Here is a 16,606-nt window from a genome sequence, read left to right as displayed (position 1 = left end):
CAAGAATAAGGAGTGAACATACCGTGAAAATAGTAGTTTGTATTAAACAGGTTCCGGATACCAAAGGCGGAGTTAAATTTAATCCTGATGGTACTCTTGACAGAGGCGCAATGCTTACAATCATGAACCCAGACGACAAAGCTGGTCTGGAAGCAGCCCTCCGTTTAAAAGATCAGTATGGCGCAGAAGTTACCGTAGTTACAATGGGTCTTCCAAAGGCTGAAGAAGTTCTTCGTGAGGCTATGGCTATGGGCGCAGACAATGGCGTTTTAGTAACAGACAGAGTATTAGGCGGCGCAGATACATGGGCAACATCCCAGACAATTGCAGGCGCTATCCGCAATATGGAATATGACTTAATCATCACAGGCCGTCAGGCTATCGATGGTGATACGGCACAGGTTGGACCGCAGATCTCCGAGCATCTTGGAATCCCGGTAATCAGCTATGCTCAGGAAATTAAAGAGATCAATCTCGAAGGCAAATATATCGTTGTTGAGCGTCAGTATGACGACAGATATCATGTTGTTAAAGCTCAGTTACCATGCTTACTCACAGCTCTTGCAGAATTAAATGAGCCGCGTTACATGACTCCAGGCGGAATTTTCGATGCTTACAGCAAAGAAATCACTGTTTGGGGAAGAAATGACCTGAAAGACGTAGAAGATTCCAACTTAGGTTTAAAAGGTTCTCCAACTCAGATCGCTAAGGCTTCCGATAAAGTCAGAAAGGGCGCCGGCGAGCATGTAACTTTAGACCCGGCAGCTTCCGCAGATTACATCGTAGGCAAACTGGCAGAAAAACACGTTATTTAAAAATCAAAGAAAAGAGTGGTGAATAAGATGAACTTAGAAGCATATAAGGGAGTATTTGTCTTTGCACAGCAGGTTGATAACGTAATCGGCGGTATCGCATTCGAGCTGATTGGCAAAGGAAAAGAATTAGCAAAAGACTTAAACACAGAAGTAACGGCTGTTTTAGTTGGTTCCGATGTAAAAGGCCTTGCAGACCAGCTGGCTGAATACGGCGCCGACAAAGTAATCGTTGTTGACGATCCTGAGTTAAAAGAGTACAGAACTGAGCCATACACACACGCTCTTGCATCTGTAATCGAGAAATATAAACCGGAAATCTTCTTAATTGGTGCTACAGCAATCGGCCGTGACCTTGGTCCTCGTGTTTGCGCAAGAATCCATACAGGTTTAACTGCTGACTGTACACAGCTTGATATCGGTGACTTCCCAATGAACCCGATTCCTGGAAGAGAGACAAAACATAATCAGTTACTGATGACACGTCCTGCATTCGGCGGTAACACAATCGCTACTATCGCCTGCCCGGAATTCCGTCCTCAGATGGCAACCGTACGTCCAGGCGTTATGAAGAAAGCTCCGAAGGTAAAAGGCGCTAAAGCTGTAGTTGAAGAGTTCAACCCAGGATTTACACCAAACAACCAGTACGTAGAAATCCTTGACATCGTTAAGGCTGTATCCGATACTGTAGATATCATGGACGCTAAGATCCTCGTATCCGGCGGACGTGGAATGGGCAGCCCGGAAAACTTCAAGATCCTTGAAGAACTTGCTGAAGCAATCGGCGGAACAGTAAGCTGCTCCCGTGCAGTTGTAGATGCAGGCTGGAAACCTAAAGATTTACAGGTAGGCCAGACAGGTAAGACAGTTCGTCCTAACGTTTACTTTGCAATCGGTATCTCCGGCGCTATTCAGCATCTTGCAGGTATGGAAGAGTCCGACATCATTGTTGCCATCAACAAAGATGAGACAGCTCCTATCTTCGATGTAGCTGACTACGGCGTAGTAGGCGATCTGAACAAGATTGTTCCTTTCTTAACAGAGAAGATCAAAGAAGCTAAAGCTGCTGCAAAAGAGAACTAATCAGCAGATTCAATTAAAAAAGTACCGCAGACCATTTGTGAAAACAGGGTTTGCGGTACTTTTTTAATTGATTCTACTGATACTGTACTACATAAGCCAGAATCAGGATTGCAGACCCAAGGGTCATCCACAGAGCGAAAAGTTTACCCATAAATTTCATCCAGATATCATACCCGATGCCGGTAGCGCCCAGGAATCCCATCAGGGCGGATGCATGGGGCAGGATATAGTTACAGAAGCCGTCTCCGAATTTGTAGGCAAGGACCGCCGTCTGGCGGGTGATTCCGGAAACGTCGGCCAGCGGAACCATTACAGGCATAACAACGGCAGCCTGTCCTGTCCCTGAGGTGACGAAGCCGTTGACGATCACGTTCATTACCAGCATCACGGGAGCTTTGAGAAAATTGGGGAACAGGGCCAGCATGGAGGCCAGGCCGTGTACAACGGAATCCAGGACATTGGCGGAGGAAAGTATAATGGCAACTGTGGCCCCCAGACCTACGATCAGGGCAGCGGAAGTCATATTCTTAGCGCCCTTTACAAAATGCGTTGCAATCGTGCTGGGATTATAGCCGTAAACAAGGCCCCCGATAAATGCCATCCAGAACAGACAGACGGCGGTTTCCACCAGTCCCCAGCCGCGGTTGATGCAGCCGTACATCAAAACGCCGAAGGAAACAAGAAATACGGCAAGTACAAGCGGATGGCGTTTTTCAATTTTCGTCTGAGAATCGCCAATATCAAAATTTTTAACCCCTTCTACTCCGTACAGAACACTTTTGGCAGGATCTTTCTTGCATTTTTCACCGTAACGGATAATATAGAGCGCCGTAACAATATAGAAGAGCACAAAGCTGACGACACGCAGCCACAAGCCGGAGTAGGCGGTAAGTTCTGCAATATCCTGGGCAACAGCGGTGGTCGGTGCAAGAATACCGGTAGAAAATCCGATCCCGACGCCCAGAAGGACAATCGCGACTCCTACAATGGCGTCATAGCCCAGGGTCGCAGCCAGCATGACGCCGAGAGGGGCGAAGCCGATGAACTTATTGGTTGACTGGGTAATGCCGATCACTGCAAAAATGAGCAGGATGGCAGGAATGAATATTTTCTCCTTTCCCTTGCATTTCATAGCCATTTTACCGCAATAGGCATGAAACATTCCGGTGGCCAATATGACCTCCAGAGCGCCGGCAATGACCAGGAGCGGGAAAATGATATCGGCCTGTTTGCTGAGCCCTTTCATGATATAGTTGGGAATCTCCCAGATGGGAACAGGAGAACCTTCAACAGCATGATAAGATTCTACGACAACCGTTGTATTGCCGGAGGCTGTTTCGATACGGTCATATTCATTGGCAGGTATCAGATAAGTCATGATTGACACGGCAATCAGCAGTAAAAAAATAATGACATATGAGTGGGGCATTTTAAACTTTTTCTTTTCCATTTCTACCTACCTCCCTTTTACAGACAAACGGATTCGTTATTGCGGTTTACGGTAAACTCTTCTTTTATTTCAGACAAAAGCTGTGGATTTTCTATTAAGTCCATGGCCGTCATGGCAAGGATCCGGGCGCCGTAAATGACGGCGTCGTGTGCTTCTTTGGTTTTCCCTGCTTCCAGATATTCGGTGGAGTGGGCCGCAGCGCTGCTGTCTACAAATGCGACGCGGATACAGGTCCCGGGAACCCGGTGCATGACATTGCCGAAATCGGTTGAGCCGGTCTTTTCGCGGGAGGGGCCTATGTTTGGAGCGCCCGACTTTACCGCATTATCGATTACAAGCTTGTTAAGGGAGAGTACCGGTATCTTATTATCCACACTCTTTTCTTCTTTTATGTCAACTTCTGTTTCCGTCATCATTGCCGCTCCGGCGATGACCTTTTTAAAACGTTCAATTACAGTGTCCAGATACGTTCTGTTGTAGGAACGCACATAGAAACTGCCGGTGGCCCGGGCGGGAACGACGTTGGCAGGCGTGCCGCCGCAGTCGGTTACGGTGTAATGAATACGGGTGTCTTCTAAAACATGTTCCCGGAGAAATTCTACACCCTGGAAAGCCAGGAGAAGAGCGTCCAGGGCGCTTCGGCCTTTTTCTGGGCGTATGGCTGCATGAGAACTCACACCGTGGAAGGTGACGCTGAATTTCGTATTGGCCATAGACTTGACATCGACCTGAGTAGCGCCGGCGGCATGCATCATAAGAGCCACATCCAGTTCCTCAAAGGTGCAGCCGTTTTTTATCATCATAATCTTGCCGCTGACGCTTTCCTCCGCGGGAGTGCCGTAGACGGTGAGGGTGAACGGCATATTTCCGGCTGCGTTCCGGACAGCCGCGGCGGCTGCGAGGATGCACGGTCCCTGCATATGATGGCCGCAGGCATGTCCCAGACCGGGAAGGGCGTCATATTCGCACAGAAGTCCGATGTTAGGGCCGCCTTTCCCATTTTCCCAGACGGCGCGGAAGGCGGTTTCTACGCCGGCAACGCCGGATTCTACGGTAAATCCCACTTTTTCAAGCCAGCCTGTCAACTGCTCTTTTGCATAATACTCTTTTAACCCCTCTTCCGGATGATCAAAAATGCGATCGGACATTGCCAGAAGTTCGGGAGAAATACTGTCAATGTACTGATAAAGAATTTTGGAATCCATAAAAATACCTCCGTTTTTTGATATGATAACTATATCTGAAACGGAGGCACGTGTGAACTTTATATATTTTATTATCTTTATAAATGACATTAATAGTAACGGGTTGTAACAGTTCAGATAGGTCTGCACATTTACTGCGCTGACCGTACAAAAAGGTAGTGGCAGCAAGCATTCGGCTCATCGCGCAGCGATTTTATTAGCCGAATGCCGTAACAGTTCATGCTGTCTGAACTGTTACAACGGGTTACATATTCCGCCCGTGTTCTTCCAGCAGCTCCAGCATCCGCTTCATATACGCAGGAAGGGGAACGCCGCTTCGGTAACAGGCCACAACATCAATCGGGTGGTCATCAGAGTCAATACAGTAATAATTGACCGTTTTTCTGTATTTCAAATTGATGGCGTAACTCTCCCTGATAAAGCCGATTCCAAGGCCTTCCGCTATCATCTGAAAAGAGGTTTCCGTACCGCGTATGACACGGATTCTTCCGGGTTTCACATGATGTTTCTCCAGAATACGGTCCTCGATCTGGCGGCTGCTGGACCATGAGGCATGTAAAAACAGCGACTCACCGTTTAAGTATTTTGGATCAATCTTTCTGTAGGCGGAGCCGGGAACATATTCCGACTTCTCGTTGATTGGGTGAAACTGGGGAACCGCCAGCAGAAACTCATCGCGAAACAGCACCTGGTAATCCATATCATCTTTTAAGTCCGGCAGATTAAGGACTACCAAATCCAGCTCAAAATTATCGAGCAGTTCGTTTAAATCTGATATGGTGCCTTCCTTCAGAATTACTTCAACGTCGGGCCATTCCTTTTCAAACTTTGCAATTACCGGAGGAAGCAGCCATGGACTTCTGCGCACGGACGAACCGATGCGGATACGGCCGGACTGTTCACTCGTTATCTTATCCAGCTTCTTCCTGAGGGAACGCTCGAGTTCCAGCATTTTGCGGGCTTCTTCCACATAGCATTCCCCTGCATAGGTAAGGATGAATTTCCCGTTTTTCCTGGTAAATAACGGGATGCCCATACTGTTCTCCAGTTTGCTGATAAATATGCTGAGGGCAGGCTGGGAAATATAGAGACGTTCGGCGGCCCTGGTCAGATTTTGACATTCGGCCAGCGTACATACATACTTTTGTTCTTTCAAATCCATACGGACTACCCTCCCGGCATGAAAAATTAAACAAAATAAAATAGAATTATAAATGATTGATATAGTTGGTTTAACGTTCGGGAGAATGGCGCCGCAAATAATAACCTCCGAAGATTAAATCCATCCGCCGTCCAGCCCGATAATCTGTCCGGTTAAATAAGACTCCTTATACCCAAGATGGTAAGCCAGATCCGCTACCTCCTCCGCTTTGCCGAGGCGTCCGGCCGGTATCTCATCGATCAGGTTCAGCAGGTCTTCCCTGTGCAGGAAATGGTTCATCTCCGTGTCGATGGCGCCGCAGGCGATGGCATTAACCTGAATGTTGCTGGGAGCCAGTTCTTTGGCCAGCGCTTTTGTAAACGCGTTGACTCCGCCCTTGGTGGCGGAATAGGCAACTTCACAGGAAGCGCCGCTGACGCCCCAGACGGAAGAGATGTTGACGATCTTGCCCTGCTGTTTCTGAATCATCATGGGTACGGCCAGACGGCAGCAGTTAAATACCGAGGTCAGGTTGGTGCGGACGATGAGGTCCCAGTCCTCCGGCTTCATGTCCTGAAGCAGACCGATATAGGAGACGCCGGCGTTATTGACAAGGACGTCCAGGGTCCCGAACTGCTTTTTGATTTTCTGGAACAGCTCTTCGCAGGAGCCGTAGTCCCCGGCATCCCCTACCCAGGTCAGGCATTCCACATTATAATCCTCAATCTCCATCTCGGTCTGCAGAAGCTGTTCACGCCGGTGAACGCAGGTGATGACCACATTGTAGCCCTTTTTGGCATATTTTATCGCTATGGCCTTTCCGATTCCGCGGGAAGCGCCAGTGACAAGTACAGTTTTTCTTGGCATAAAATCAACTCCTTTGACAGAATACCCTGTGGGATATTCACTGTGAATCGTATCAGTAAGTTCCTCATTGGGGATAAGGTTATTTTATCACGGATTGGGGAAAAAGTCATGATAAAAACAGAAGGGGAGCTGAGGAATGAAAACGTCCCGTTACTGTTCTCTCCGTGCCCGGTAACACGCTGCGCAGTGCACAGAAAAGGCAAAAACACCGTTTCGCGCCGCAACCCAAAAATGTAAGAAGTTTCCATATAAAATATCTGTTCCGCACTGGAAAGATGTGGTATACTTAAAAGTAACCTTAAAAGCCAATCCTAATTTATCCTAAAATGGCTGAAAACGGATGATAAGAGCAGCACGGAATACGTAAAAAAATCAGGGTAAACCGACCGGATACACCTGGCTATCAGATAAAATCCAGAAAATATACGGCAGAAATTCAATATTTTAATTGAACAAAACAGTAAATCAGACTAAAATATCAGGACGAATGGAGGACGGTCAGATGGATAAAATCCATGATTTGATCATTATCGGTTCAGGACCGGCAGGATTAAGCGCCGCTGTTTATGCGCAGAGGGCGGAGCTCGACACGGTGGTGATCGAGAGGAATATGATGAGCGGAGGACAGATCCTCAACACATACGAAGTAGACAATTATCCCGGACTTCCGGGAATTTCCGGTTTTGACCTTGGAATGAAGCTGAGGGAACATGCGGACAAGCTGGGAGCCGAATTCAAAGAGGACACCGTTATGGCGGCCGAGCTGGGCGGAGACGTGAAGAAGATTGTCTGCGAGAATGACACGTATCTTGCAAAGACAGTGATCATTGCCACGGGCGCCCACCACAGAAAACTGGGGGCGAAGGGCGAAGAAATCCTGACGGGAGCCGGGGTTTCCTACTGTGCAACATGTGATGGAGCGTTCTTTAAGAATAAAGTAACGGCGGTCATCGGCGGAGGCGATGTGGCGATAGAGGATGCCATATTCCTTGCCAGGATGTGCAGCAAGGTATACCTGATCCACAGAAGGGACGAGCTGAGAGGCGCCAAGAGCCTGCAGAACCGCCTGCTGTCCTTAGATAATGTGGAAGTTATCTGGGATACGGTAGTGGATGAGATAGAAGGAGAAGACAAAGTAGAGTCATTAATGCTTAGGAATAAAAAGACCGGAGAGAAGAGCGGACTGAAGGTGGACGGCGTGTTTATAGCCGTGGGGATTGAGCCTGACAGCGGGCAGTATTCCGGTCAGATAGAGATGGACCAGCACGGATATATTGTAGCCGGTGAGGACGGAAAGACATCGGTGGACGGCGTATATGCCGCCGGGGATGTGAGGACGAAAGCACTCAGACAGGTTATAACGGCAGCTGCTGACGGAGCGAACTGCATTACCAGCGCCCAGAGTTATCTTACCATGATTTAGGGGGAAGTTTCACATGAAAAAGGGTTTGAAGATACTGATGATGTCGTCCGCCTGCCTGCTTTTTGCAAGCGGGATGGCGTTTTCATCGGAAGCTGCAATGAATCTTGAGACGGATTCCCCGGTGGCGGGCGCGTCGGTAGCGATTAATAATTACTATGCCGGAAGCCTGAACCCGGAGGAGGAGCTGGCTCAGGCCTTCTCTTCGGATGAGAAACTGGCCCAGGCAGCCACATCGTCCCGTGACGGAGAGGTACCGGTCGTAAAAGCCACATCAAAATCAGCATATGATAATGTGGCTATTTCCCGCGTCAGCAATTATGTCAATGTGAGGGCGGAGGCCAACACGACAAGCGCTGTGGTGGGAAAAATCTACAATAACTGTGCCGCCACGATTCTTTCCACAGTAGATGGAGAAGGCGGAAAGTGGTATCAGATCCAGTCGGGCAGCGTAAAAGGATATATTAAGTCACAGTATTTTATAACGGGTTCGGAGGCGGAGTCGATTGCCAGGCAGGTGGGAACGCAGAAGGCCCGCGTTGCCAGCACCGGTACTCTGAGGCTGCGCGAGAAGCCCGGCCTGGACAGCAGGACGCTTGATCTGCTTTCACCGGATGCGGAATACGTAGTAATCGGGGAAGAGGGAGATTTTTATAAGATATCCGTTGATAACGACCTGGTTGGCTATGTGTTTAAAGATTATATCGATGTGAAGGTAGAATTTAACCAGGCAGTCTCCACCCAGGAAGAACAGCAGAAGGCAGCCGAGGCCGCAAAGCTTAAGAAAGATGCGGAGGACGCGATAAAGAAAATGGAGGATGCCAAGAAGGACGCTGCCAAGCAGACAACGGAAGCCGCGAAGCAGACGACTAAGGCACCGTCGACAACGAAAGCGCCTGAGACATCTTACAATGGAACGATAGAGGCCAATCCGGACAGCGCTCCGACTAAGGCGCCGGAAACAACCAAAGCGCCAACCAAGGCGCCTGAGACGACGAAGGCCGCAAACAATAAAGGTCCCGGAGGCGGGGATTCAGGAGCCAAAGGCCCTGGCGGAGGCTCAAGCGAGGTCACATCCGCGACAAGGTCTGCTGTTGTGGCTTATGCAAAACAGTTCCTGGGCAACCCGTACGTTTACGGAGGAACCAGCCTGACAAACGGCGCGGACTGTTCCGGATTTACACAGGGAGTATACGCCCATTTTGGAATTACAACGGGAAGAAGCTCCAGGGATCAGGCGGCTAAAGGACGTGAGATTTCGGTCGGCAGCGTACAGCCGGGAGATCTTCTGTTCTATGCCAGCGGCAATTATATTAACCACGTTGCCATGTACATAGGCGGAGGCCAGGTAATTCATTCCAGCACTCCTGCGACCGGTATCACGATTACATCGTCCAATTACCGTACGCCGTGTAAAGCGGTATCGTTCCTGGATTAATAAAGGAATAAGATATAGAAGAGAAGATATACACAGACATATTAATTATCAGGCGGAAAGCTTATCAGGCTTTCCGCCGCTTTTTTTATAAAAAATGTGTCTGTGCCGCAGTTTCCGCCTGCGGCGGGGCGATATAAAAAAGCCACGCAAAACAGTTGATACTGTCCCGCATGGCCTGAAGTTTTAATTTCTGTTATCTGATTGTATCCGGTGAAATCAGTCCAGCCTGATTCCGCTTAATGGAGAAAATTCTTTCTGCCTGAAATAGGTGGAAAGTAAAATTGAGGTGTTGGAGAGACCGTACTTGCGGATCTGCTCAAGGAGCACCTCCAGTTCCTGCGCATTGCCTACGCGCATTTTAATCAATACATTATTTAAGCCGACTATATGATGATGTTCAACGATAGAAGGATCATTTTCGCAGAATCTGCAGAATGGTTCGTATTCCTTCGGAGGGACGTTCACAAGCGCGTACGCCGATATGTTGCTCCCCAAAAGCGTCTCATTAATCTGCGCGTGAAATCCTTCAATAACCCCTGCATCTTTTAAGCGGTTTATTCTTTCGGCTACAGCCGGAGCGGTCAGTCCTACCATCTGTCCGATTTCACGGGTTGAAGTTTTGCAGTTATCCTGGAGAATATTAATGATCTTGATATCTGTATTATCCATGCCTCTTCCCCTTTCTGTAAATAGTTCCCCTAAAGTCTCATTATACATGATAAAAATTGGTAAGTAAAGACTTTCTGTAAAGCGGTTGGGCAAAATTGAAATAAGAATTTTAGAGAATGAATAGTTTTGCAAACGGAAAGATATTTACACAACGGTGTAATATTGTTAAAATTATCGTACAATATTAAAAGAGGAGAGATGTCTCATGGAGCCGTTGAATTTACCTATTACGGGTATCTGTTCTTTTGGCAAATATCCGATTTGTACCGACCTTGATGAACTTGATGCGGATATAGCAGTATTGGGGGTACCTGTTGACTTTGCGGTAGGTTTTATGAGCGGCGCGAGGCTGGCCCCGAGAAGAATCAGGGAAGCATCCACCCAGTATGGCCGCGGGAAGACGGGTTACTATGACTTTGAGAGCGATAAGCAGAGACTTGCAGCGCCTTTAAAGATTGTAGACTGTGGGGACGTCGATGTACTACATAGCGATTTTAATTACACCTTCGCCAATGTAACGGAAAGTGTAAAGAAGATTATCAGAAAAGGAGCCGTTCCCGTTATTATGGGAGGCGACCACTCTATCTCCATTCCGGTGGGAAAAGCACTTGAGGAGCTGGGTGAGGAAGTGTGCGTAATACAGTTTGACGCTCACCTCGACTGGACCGACCATGTCGGACCTTTGAAAACCGGCAACGGAAGCCCGATGAGGCGTATGTCGGAGATGGACCATATCGGACCGATGGCACAGATTGGCTTAAGGGGTATGGGAAGCAGCAGGAAAACGGATTTTGACGATGCCAGGAAATACGGCAGTGTTCTCATCTCGGCACGCGAGGCCGAAGAGATTGGCGTAGAAGGCGTTCTGGCAAAGATTCCAAAAGCAAAGAATTACTTTCTTACAATAGATATTGATGGATTTGATATGTCCATCGCACCGGGAGTTGCATCACCGCTGCCCGGAGGACTTTTTTATAACCAGGAATGCGACATCATAGACGGTATCGCAAAGATGGGAAAAATCGTGGCAGCCGACCTCGTGGAGGTGGATCCGATGTTTGACCCGTCGGGAATTACATTGCGGCTCGCGTCATTGATGATGATGCATGTGTTCGCCAAGATAGAGGAACAAAAACAAACAGACAAGGGTTAAACAGGAGAGGTTAAGAGAGAGGGGTAAGGCTATGGCAGAATACCAGGCGGAATTGTTACACAAAGAAGATTATAAGACGACGGAGTGGAGCGGCGGAATGACAACCGAACTTTCCATTGCACCGGAAGGCAGCGTTTACGCAGACAGAGATTTCATGTGGAGGCTGAGTTCGGCTACTGTGGAACTGGAAGAGAGTGATTTCACATGCCTTCCCGATTATGACCGCATTATTATGACACTGAAGGGTGACATCAGTCTTTCACATAACAACGACAACTGGATTGACCTGCCGGAATTTACACCTCATGTCTTTGACGGTAAAGATGAGACCGTAAGCAAAGGCAAAGTAATTGATTTTAACCTGATGTTACGGAAAGGCCAGTGCGCCGGACATGTGGTTCCGCTGCGCATGGAAGAAGAAGAAGGCTGCGACCTGCGCAGTATCCTTACCTTCGAGATGCCGGAGTACGAAGCAGTTATGGTTTACTGCTATAAAGGAACACTTGCCATTACACTGGAGAACGAAAGAGAGTACCTTCTGGAAACCGGAGATACGATGAAACTGACCGGAAGCTTCGGCGGAGCCAGCTGGTCATGTTCCGCAAAGACGGCCGTAGCGGCTGTTGTGGCGGCAGTCCACTTCCAGTAAGAAAAGAGTTAAGATTATCACGGGCTTATCCTGAAAGACACAGAATAAGCTATAATAGATTCACTGTAACTGTTCAGAAGGCACTGAATAGTTACGATTCACTATAATATATATCACCATTATATATATCACTATCACTATTATTTATCACTATTAAAACAGAGGAGGATCATTATCATGGGAAACAAACTGATTGAATGCGTACCGAACTACAGCGAGGGCCGTGACCTGCAGAAGGTGGAGCAGATCGTTGACTGCTTCAGAGGTAAAAAAGGAGTTAAGCTCTTAGATTACCAGACAGACCCGAACCACAACAGATGTGTTGTAACTGTTATCGGTGAGCCGGATGAACTGCGTGACGCCGTAGTTGCTTCCTTTGGAAAAGCAGTTGAGTTAATTGATATGACCAAACACGAAGGACAGCATCCTAGAATGGGCGCAGTTGACGTAGTTCCATTCATTCCTTGCCGTAACACAACCGTAGAAGAAGCAGATGCAGTAGCAAAAGAAGTAGCTAAGACAGTTGCTGAGAAATATGGTATTCCGTGTTTCTTATATGAAGATTCCGCTTCAGCTCCTCACAGAGTGAACCTTGCAAAGATTCGTAAGGGACAGTTCGAGGGAATGGCTGAGAAGATGAAAGACAAAGAACTGTGGGCACCGGACTTCGGACCGGAAACAATCCATCCTACAGCAGGTGTTACAGCAGTTGGCGCAAGAATGCCGCTCGTAGCATTTAACGTAAACCTTGACACACCAAACCTTGAGATTGCAAACCAGATCGCAAAGAGAATCCGTCACATCGGCGGCGGCTACCGTTATGTAAAAGCTATCGGTATCATGCTGGATGACAGAAACCTTGCACAGGTTTCCATGAACCTGACAGATTACACAAAGACATCCGTTTACCGTGCATTCGAAGCAATCAAGATGGAAGCAAAACGCTACGGCGTTTCCGTATTAGAGAGCGAATTAGTAGGTCTTGTACCAATGCAGGCTCTGATTGACTGTGCTGAGTACTACTTACAGCTTGCAAGCTTCGGCCCGATGACATTCGATGCCGACAAACAGGTTATGGAGAACCGTTTACTGGAAGAGGAATAATCCGAATCCGGGACGCAGCCTGATAAGAACGATTTTGTAGTGACGCCGCCCCTGCTCTGAGCCGGGGCGGTACAACGAAAGTATGAATAAATGCGAGGAGATATACCACAATGGGAGATTTAAAAGATTTAACAGTTGAGGGTTTTGTAGACGTAACAGCATCTGACGCACCGGCGCCAGGCGGCGGCAGCGTATCCGCACTTGCAGGAGCACTTGCAGCAGCACTTGCAGAGATGGTTGCAAATCTGACGGTAGGCAAAGCAAAATATGCAGAAGTAGAAGGCGAGATGAAGGAACTGGCAGCAGCCGGAGCCGCTATCAGAAAAGAGCTGGTAGAAGATATCCAGAAAGACAGCACATCTTTCAACCTTTACATGGACGCTATCGGAATGCCTAAGGACACAGACGAAGAAAAGGCAGCAAGAAGAGAAGCTATGCAGAACGGCTTAAAGGCTGCAGCACAGGTTCCGCTTTCCGTAGGAGAGACTGCATACAAGATTTTCCCAATCGCTGAGGCAGTAGTAAGCAGAGGAAATACTAATGCGGTAACAGATGGCCTTGTAGCAGCGATGATGGCACGTACAGCCGTAATCGGAGCATTATTCAATGTTAAGATTAACCTGGGTTCCATTAAAGATGAAGCATTCGTAGCTGAACTGGCTGCAAAGGTAAAGAGCCTTGAAGAGCAGGCAATCGCTTACGAGCAGAAGATTTTAAAAGCATCTGAACTTTCCGATCAGTTATATAAATAATTATATTGAACTTTATTAATCAAAACATAAAAAATAAAATCGATGGAGGGGAACATATCATGAAAACAGATATCGAAATCGCACAGGAGTCAACACCGTTAAACATCCGTGAGATCGCCAAAGCAGCAGGCGTTGATGAGAAGTACTTAGAGCAGTACGGCAACTACAAAGCAAAAGTTGACTACAACCTGTTAAAAGAAACAGACAAAGAAGACGGAAAACTGATTCTCGTTACCGCTATCACACCAACACCGGCCGGTGAAGGAAAGACAACAACAACCGTAGGTCTTGCAGACGGCTTAAAGAGACTTGGCAAGAACGTAACCGTAGCTCTGCGTGAGCCGTCCCTGGGACCGGTATTCGGCGTTAAGGGCGGAGCAGCAGGCGGCGGATACGCTCAGGTCGTTCCGATGGAAGACATCAACCTGCACTTCACAGGTGATTTCCACGCAATCGGCGCAGCGAACAACCTGATTGCAGCAATGCTTGACAACCACATCTACCAGGGCAACGCACTTCGCATTGATCCGAAGAGAATCACATGGAAACGTGTTGTAGATATGAACGACCGTCAGTTAAGAAACATCGTTGACGGACTTGGAAGAAAAGTAGACGGTTTCACACGTGAAGACGGATATGAGATTACCGTAGCAAGTGAGATCATGGCAGTTCTCTGCCTTGCAAACGACATTACAGACTTAAAAGAGCGTCTTGCAAAGATGATCATTGCTTATACATACGAGGATGAGCCTGTAACTGCAGGAGACTTAAAGGCAGCAGGCGCTGCAGCAGCCCTGTTAAAAGATGCCCTGAAACCAAACCTGGTTCAGACTCTGGAGCATACACCTGCCTTTATCCACGGCGGACCATTCGCTAACATCGCTCATGGCTGTAACTCCGTTATCGCTACAAAGATGGCATTAAAGCTTGGCGATTACACGGTAACAGAGGGAGGCTTCGGCGCTGACCTCGGTGCAGAGAAATTCCTTGATATCAAGTGCCGTAAGGCTGGTCTCAGACCATCCGCAGTTGTAGTCGTAGCTACCGTACGTGCCCTGAAACATCACGGAGGAGTTGCTAAGACAGAGCTCAACAACGAGAACCTGGAAGCACTTGAGAAAGGTCTTCCGAACCTGTTACAGCACGTAGAGAACATCACAAAAGTATTTGGTCTTCCCTGTGTAGTTGCCATCAACCGTTTCCCATTCGACTCCGAGGCAGAATTACAGCTTATCGCTGACAAGTGCAAGGAGCTGGGCGTTAACGTAGCACTTTCCGAAGTATGGGCAAAGGGCGGCGAAGGCGGCGAGGAGCTGGCTAAAGAAGTAATCCGTCTCTGTGAGACAGAGAACAACTTTGAGTTCTGCTACGATGAGAGCCTCTCCATCGAAGAGAAATTAAATGCAATCGTAACAAAGATCTACAGAGGCGACGGCGTAGAACTGGTTGCAGCAGCAAAGAAACAGGCAAAGAAACTGACCGAGCTTGGATTCGGCAACCTGCCAATCTGTATGGCTAAGACACAGTTCAGCTTCTCCGAGGATCAGAAACTGACAGGAGCACCACGTGGATTCAAGATTACCGTACGTAACCTGAAAGTATCCGCAGGCGCCGGATTCATCGTAGCCCTCACAGGCGACATCATGACTCTTCCGGGTCTTCCAAAAGTTCCGGCTGCAGAGAAGATTGATGTAGATGAGACAGGAAAGATTTCCGGTCTGTTCTAAAAACCGAATCAGTTCTTTAGGAACTGAAAGAACATTCAAAAATACAGATACAGGCAGTGTATAGATTAGAGTGTAACGTGAATGATGCCGCAGAAATTCTTTTCTGCGGTGTCATTTCTTATAATTGAAGGCATTTATGCGCCGTTCAAGGATTTTCTATTGCCGAACAGGGGAGGAATATTATGAATCTTTTTACTGCTCCGGAAGTTGTAATGAATTTTGCAGCCGCCGGTAAGAAAAAATCGGAATTATCTATTTTCAAGATGCTGGTATTGGGGATACTGGCAGGTATGTTTATCGCTTTGGGAGCCGCCGTCACCAATACGGCAGCCCACACAATTACGGACGTTTCTACAGCCCGTATCATCTGCGGCCTTCTGTTTCCGGCCGGACTGTCACTCGTTGTTTTAATGGGAGGAGAGCTGTTCACCGGGAACTGCCTGATCAGCATTTCCGTCCTGGCAAAAGAAACGACAGTGGCCAAGATGCTTAAAAACTGGCTGTTTGTTTATATAGGAAACTTCATCGGAAGCATTATTGTAGCATTTGGCTGCGCATACTTCGGACAGATGAATTACTCCGGCGGCGGACTCGCCGTATTTACGATGAAGCTGGCCGCCACCAAGGCCTCGCTGCCGACAGGGAATGCAGTCGTTTTAGCCTTCTTCTGCAACGTACTTGTCTGCTTTGCCGTATTATGCAGCCTTCAGGCCAAGGATGTATGCGGAAGAATTTTCGGAACCTTCCTTCCAATCGCTTCCTTCGTTATCTGTGGATTTGAGCACTCGGTGGCCAACATGTATTACATTCCGGCCGGGATTTTTGCATCCCATGTGCCGGCCTATGCGGCAAAAGCGGCCGAAGCAGGTCTTGACCTGTCCATGCTGACCTGGGGGAATTTCATTGTGAAAAATTTAATCCCGGTCACGATCGGGAATATCCTGGGCGGTGTATTTGTTGGCGTGGCGATGTGGCTTGGGCATATCTATAATGGGAAAAAATAAGTTGAAGAATGAGAACGCCGCCGGGACGGTCGGGGGGCGGGATGGTGAGAGGGGGATTATGAGTCTTCAGCCCCGGGATTTAGGTTGTCGCGGGTGGGGAATCCGGGCAGAAAAAGTTCCTGCGGGAAACGC

15 protein-coding genes are annotated in these 16,606 nt (G+C 48.1%); 10 read left to right on the top strand and 5 right to left on the bottom strand.

Features of this window, described 5'->3' with window-relative positions:
- The first annotated feature begins 23 nt into the window (after positions 1–23).
- Both QZT18_RS10225 and QZT18_RS10220 read left to right on the top strand, forming a co-directional pair.
- Complete coding sequence (locus QZT18_RS10225; RefSeq protein ID WP_294147410.1) at positions 24–815, top strand: electron transfer flavoprotein subunit beta/FixA family protein; 792 nt, start codon at positions 24–26, stop codon at positions 813–815.
- 27 nt (positions 816–842) lie between these two features.
- A complete protein-coding gene (locus QZT18_RS10220) occupies positions 843–1,895 on the top strand; it encodes an electron transfer flavoprotein subunit alpha/FixB family protein (protein ID WP_294147408.1) in 1,053 nt (350 codons plus the stop codon).
- A gap of 73 nt (positions 1,896–1,968) precedes the next feature.
- On the opposite strand, the gene QZT18_RS10215 is transcribed toward QZT18_RS10220, so the two are convergent.
- The 4 genes from QZT18_RS10215 to QZT18_RS10200 form a co-directional block, all read right to left on the bottom strand.
- Positions 1,969–3,345 (bottom strand): YfcC family protein, encoded by a 1,377-nt coding sequence (locus tag QZT18_RS10215; protein ID WP_294147404.1) that lies wholly within the window; start codon positions 3,343–3,345, stop codon positions 1,969–1,971.
- Between the two features lie 17 nt (positions 3,346–3,362).
- The gene (locus QZT18_RS10210; RefSeq protein ID WP_294147402.1) at positions 3,363–4,550 is read right to left on the bottom strand and encodes a M20 family metallopeptidase; all 1,188 of its coding nucleotides are present in this window, start codon (positions 4,548–4,550) and stop codon (positions 3,363–3,365) included.
- Between the two features lie 244 nt (positions 4,551–4,794).
- Positions 4,795–5,712, bottom strand: a complete 918-nt coding sequence (locus QZT18_RS10205; RefSeq protein WP_294147400.1) for a LysR family transcriptional regulator — start codon at positions 5,710–5,712, stop codon at positions 4,795–4,797.
- Positions 5,713–5,826: 114 nt separating this feature from the next.
- Positions 5,827–6,558: an elongation factor P 5-aminopentanone reductase gene (locus QZT18_RS10200; protein ID WP_294147398.1), complete on the bottom strand. Its 732-nt coding sequence runs from the start codon at positions 6,556–6,558 to the stop codon at positions 5,827–5,829.
- Positions 6,559–7,060: 502 nt separating this feature from the next.
- Between QZT18_RS10200 and trxB the strand changes: the two genes are divergently transcribed.
- Together trxB and QZT18_RS10190 are read left to right on the top strand one after the other, a co-directional pair.
- The gene (trxB, locus tag QZT18_RS10195) at positions 7,061–7,981 is read left to right on the top strand and encodes a thioredoxin-disulfide reductase (RefSeq protein WP_294147396.1); all 921 of its coding nucleotides are present in this window, start codon (positions 7,061–7,063) and stop codon (positions 7,979–7,981) included.
- A 13-nt stretch (positions 7,982–7,994) separates the two neighbouring features.
- Positions 7,995–9,416, top strand: coding sequence for an NlpC/P60 family protein (locus QZT18_RS10190; RefSeq protein ID WP_294147394.1), 1,422 nt, complete (start codon positions 7,995–7,997; stop codon positions 9,414–9,416).
- Positions 9,417–9,632: 216 nt separating this feature from the next.
- Here the strand turns inward: QZT18_RS10190 and QZT18_RS10185 are convergent, their stop codons facing one another.
- The gene (locus tag QZT18_RS10185) at positions 9,633–10,085 is read right to left on the bottom strand and encodes an Lrp/AsnC family transcriptional regulator (RefSeq protein ID WP_294147392.1); all 453 of its coding nucleotides are present in this window, start codon (positions 10,083–10,085) and stop codon (positions 9,633–9,635) included.
- Between the two features lie 205 nt (positions 10,086–10,290).
- On the opposite strand from QZT18_RS10185, the gene QZT18_RS10180 reads away from it, so the two are divergent.
- From QZT18_RS10180 to QZT18_RS10155, 6 genes are all read left to right on the top strand, one after another.
- On the top strand, positions 10,291–11,238 hold the full coding sequence (locus tag QZT18_RS10180) for an agmatinase (protein WP_294147390.1): 948 nt from the start codon (positions 10,291–10,293) through the stop codon (positions 11,236–11,238).
- Positions 11,239–11,269: 31 nt separating this feature from the next.
- Positions 11,270–11,887 carry a HutD family protein gene (locus QZT18_RS10175; RefSeq protein WP_294147388.1) on the top strand — a complete coding sequence of 206 codons (618 nt, stop codon included), beginning with the start codon at positions 11,270–11,272 and terminating at the stop codon, positions 11,885–11,887.
- A 177-nt stretch (positions 11,888–12,064) separates the two neighbouring features.
- Entirely contained in the window at positions 12,065–12,991 is a 927-nt protein-coding gene (ftcD, locus tag QZT18_RS10170) for a glutamate formimidoyltransferase (RefSeq protein WP_125143780.1), read from the top strand.
- A 110-nt stretch (positions 12,992–13,101) separates the two neighbouring features.
- Positions 13,102–13,743, top strand: a complete 642-nt coding sequence (locus tag QZT18_RS10165) for a cyclodeaminase/cyclohydrolase family protein (RefSeq protein WP_294147386.1) — start codon at positions 13,102–13,104, stop codon at positions 13,741–13,743.
- Positions 13,744–13,802: 59 nt separating this feature from the next.
- A complete protein-coding gene (locus tag QZT18_RS10160) occupies positions 13,803–15,470 on the top strand; it encodes a formate--tetrahydrofolate ligase (protein ID WP_294147384.1) in 1,668 nt (555 codons plus the stop codon).
- A 182-nt stretch (positions 15,471–15,652) separates the two neighbouring features.
- Positions 15,653–16,474 (top strand): formate/nitrite transporter family protein, encoded by an 822-nt coding sequence (locus QZT18_RS10155; RefSeq protein WP_294147381.1) that lies wholly within the window; start codon positions 15,653–15,655, stop codon positions 16,472–16,474.
- Positions 16,475–16,606: the final 132 nt, after the last annotated feature.

Origin of the sequence: uncultured Clostridium sp., from assembly GCF_900547735.1 — a bacterium.
Classification (GTDB): Bacteria; Bacillota; Clostridia; order Lachnospirales; family Lachnospiraceae; genus Otoolea.
This window is presented reverse-complemented; position numbering and strand designations above follow the sequence as displayed.

What these genes read in the sequence shown, in the direction of transcription:
- QZT18_RS10220 (WP_294147408.1), top strand. Translation starts at nt 843, where the DNA reads ATGAACTTAGAAGCATATAAGGGAGTATTTGTCTTTGCACAGCAGGTT.
- QZT18_RS10215 (WP_294147404.1), bottom strand. Translation starts at nt 3,345, where the DNA reads ATGGAAAAGAAAAAGTTTAAAATGCCCCACTCATATGTCATTATTTTT.
- QZT18_RS10210 (WP_294147402.1), bottom strand. Translation starts at nt 4,550, where the DNA reads ATGGATTCCAAAATTCTTTATCAGTACATTGACAGTATTTCTCCCGAA.
- QZT18_RS10205 (WP_294147400.1), bottom strand. Translation starts at nt 5,712, where the DNA reads ATGGATTTGAAAGAACAAAAGTATGTATGTACGCTGGCCGAATGTCAA.
- QZT18_RS10200 (WP_294147398.1), bottom strand. Translation starts at nt 6,558, where the DNA reads ATGCCAAGAAAAACTGTACTTGTCACTGGCGCTTCCCGCGGAATCGGA.
- trxB (WP_294147396.1), top strand. Translation starts at nt 7,061, where the DNA reads ATGGATAAAATCCATGATTTGATCATTATCGGTTCAGGACCGGCAGGA.
- QZT18_RS10190 (WP_294147394.1), top strand. Translation starts at nt 7,995, where the DNA reads ATGAAAAAGGGTTTGAAGATACTGATGATGTCGTCCGCCTGCCTGCTT.
- QZT18_RS10185 (WP_294147392.1), bottom strand. Translation starts at nt 10,085, where the DNA reads ATGGATAATACAGATATCAAGATCATTAATATTCTCCAGGATAACTGC.
- QZT18_RS10180 (WP_294147390.1), top strand. Translation starts at nt 10,291, where the DNA reads ATGGAGCCGTTGAATTTACCTATTACGGGTATCTGTTCTTTTGGCAAA.
- QZT18_RS10175 (WP_294147388.1), top strand. Translation starts at nt 11,270, where the DNA reads ATGGCAGAATACCAGGCGGAATTGTTACACAAAGAAGATTATAAGACG.
- ftcD (WP_125143780.1), top strand. Translation starts at nt 12,065, where the DNA reads ATGGGAAACAAACTGATTGAATGCGTACCGAACTACAGCGAGGGCCGT.
- QZT18_RS10165 (WP_294147386.1), top strand. Translation starts at nt 13,102, where the DNA reads ATGGGAGATTTAAAAGATTTAACAGTTGAGGGTTTTGTAGACGTAACA.
- QZT18_RS10160 (WP_294147384.1), top strand. Translation starts at nt 13,803, where the DNA reads ATGAAAACAGATATCGAAATCGCACAGGAGTCAACACCGTTAAACATC.
- QZT18_RS10155 (WP_294147381.1), top strand. Translation starts at nt 15,653, where the DNA reads ATGAATCTTTTTACTGCTCCGGAAGTTGTAATGAATTTTGCAGCCGCC.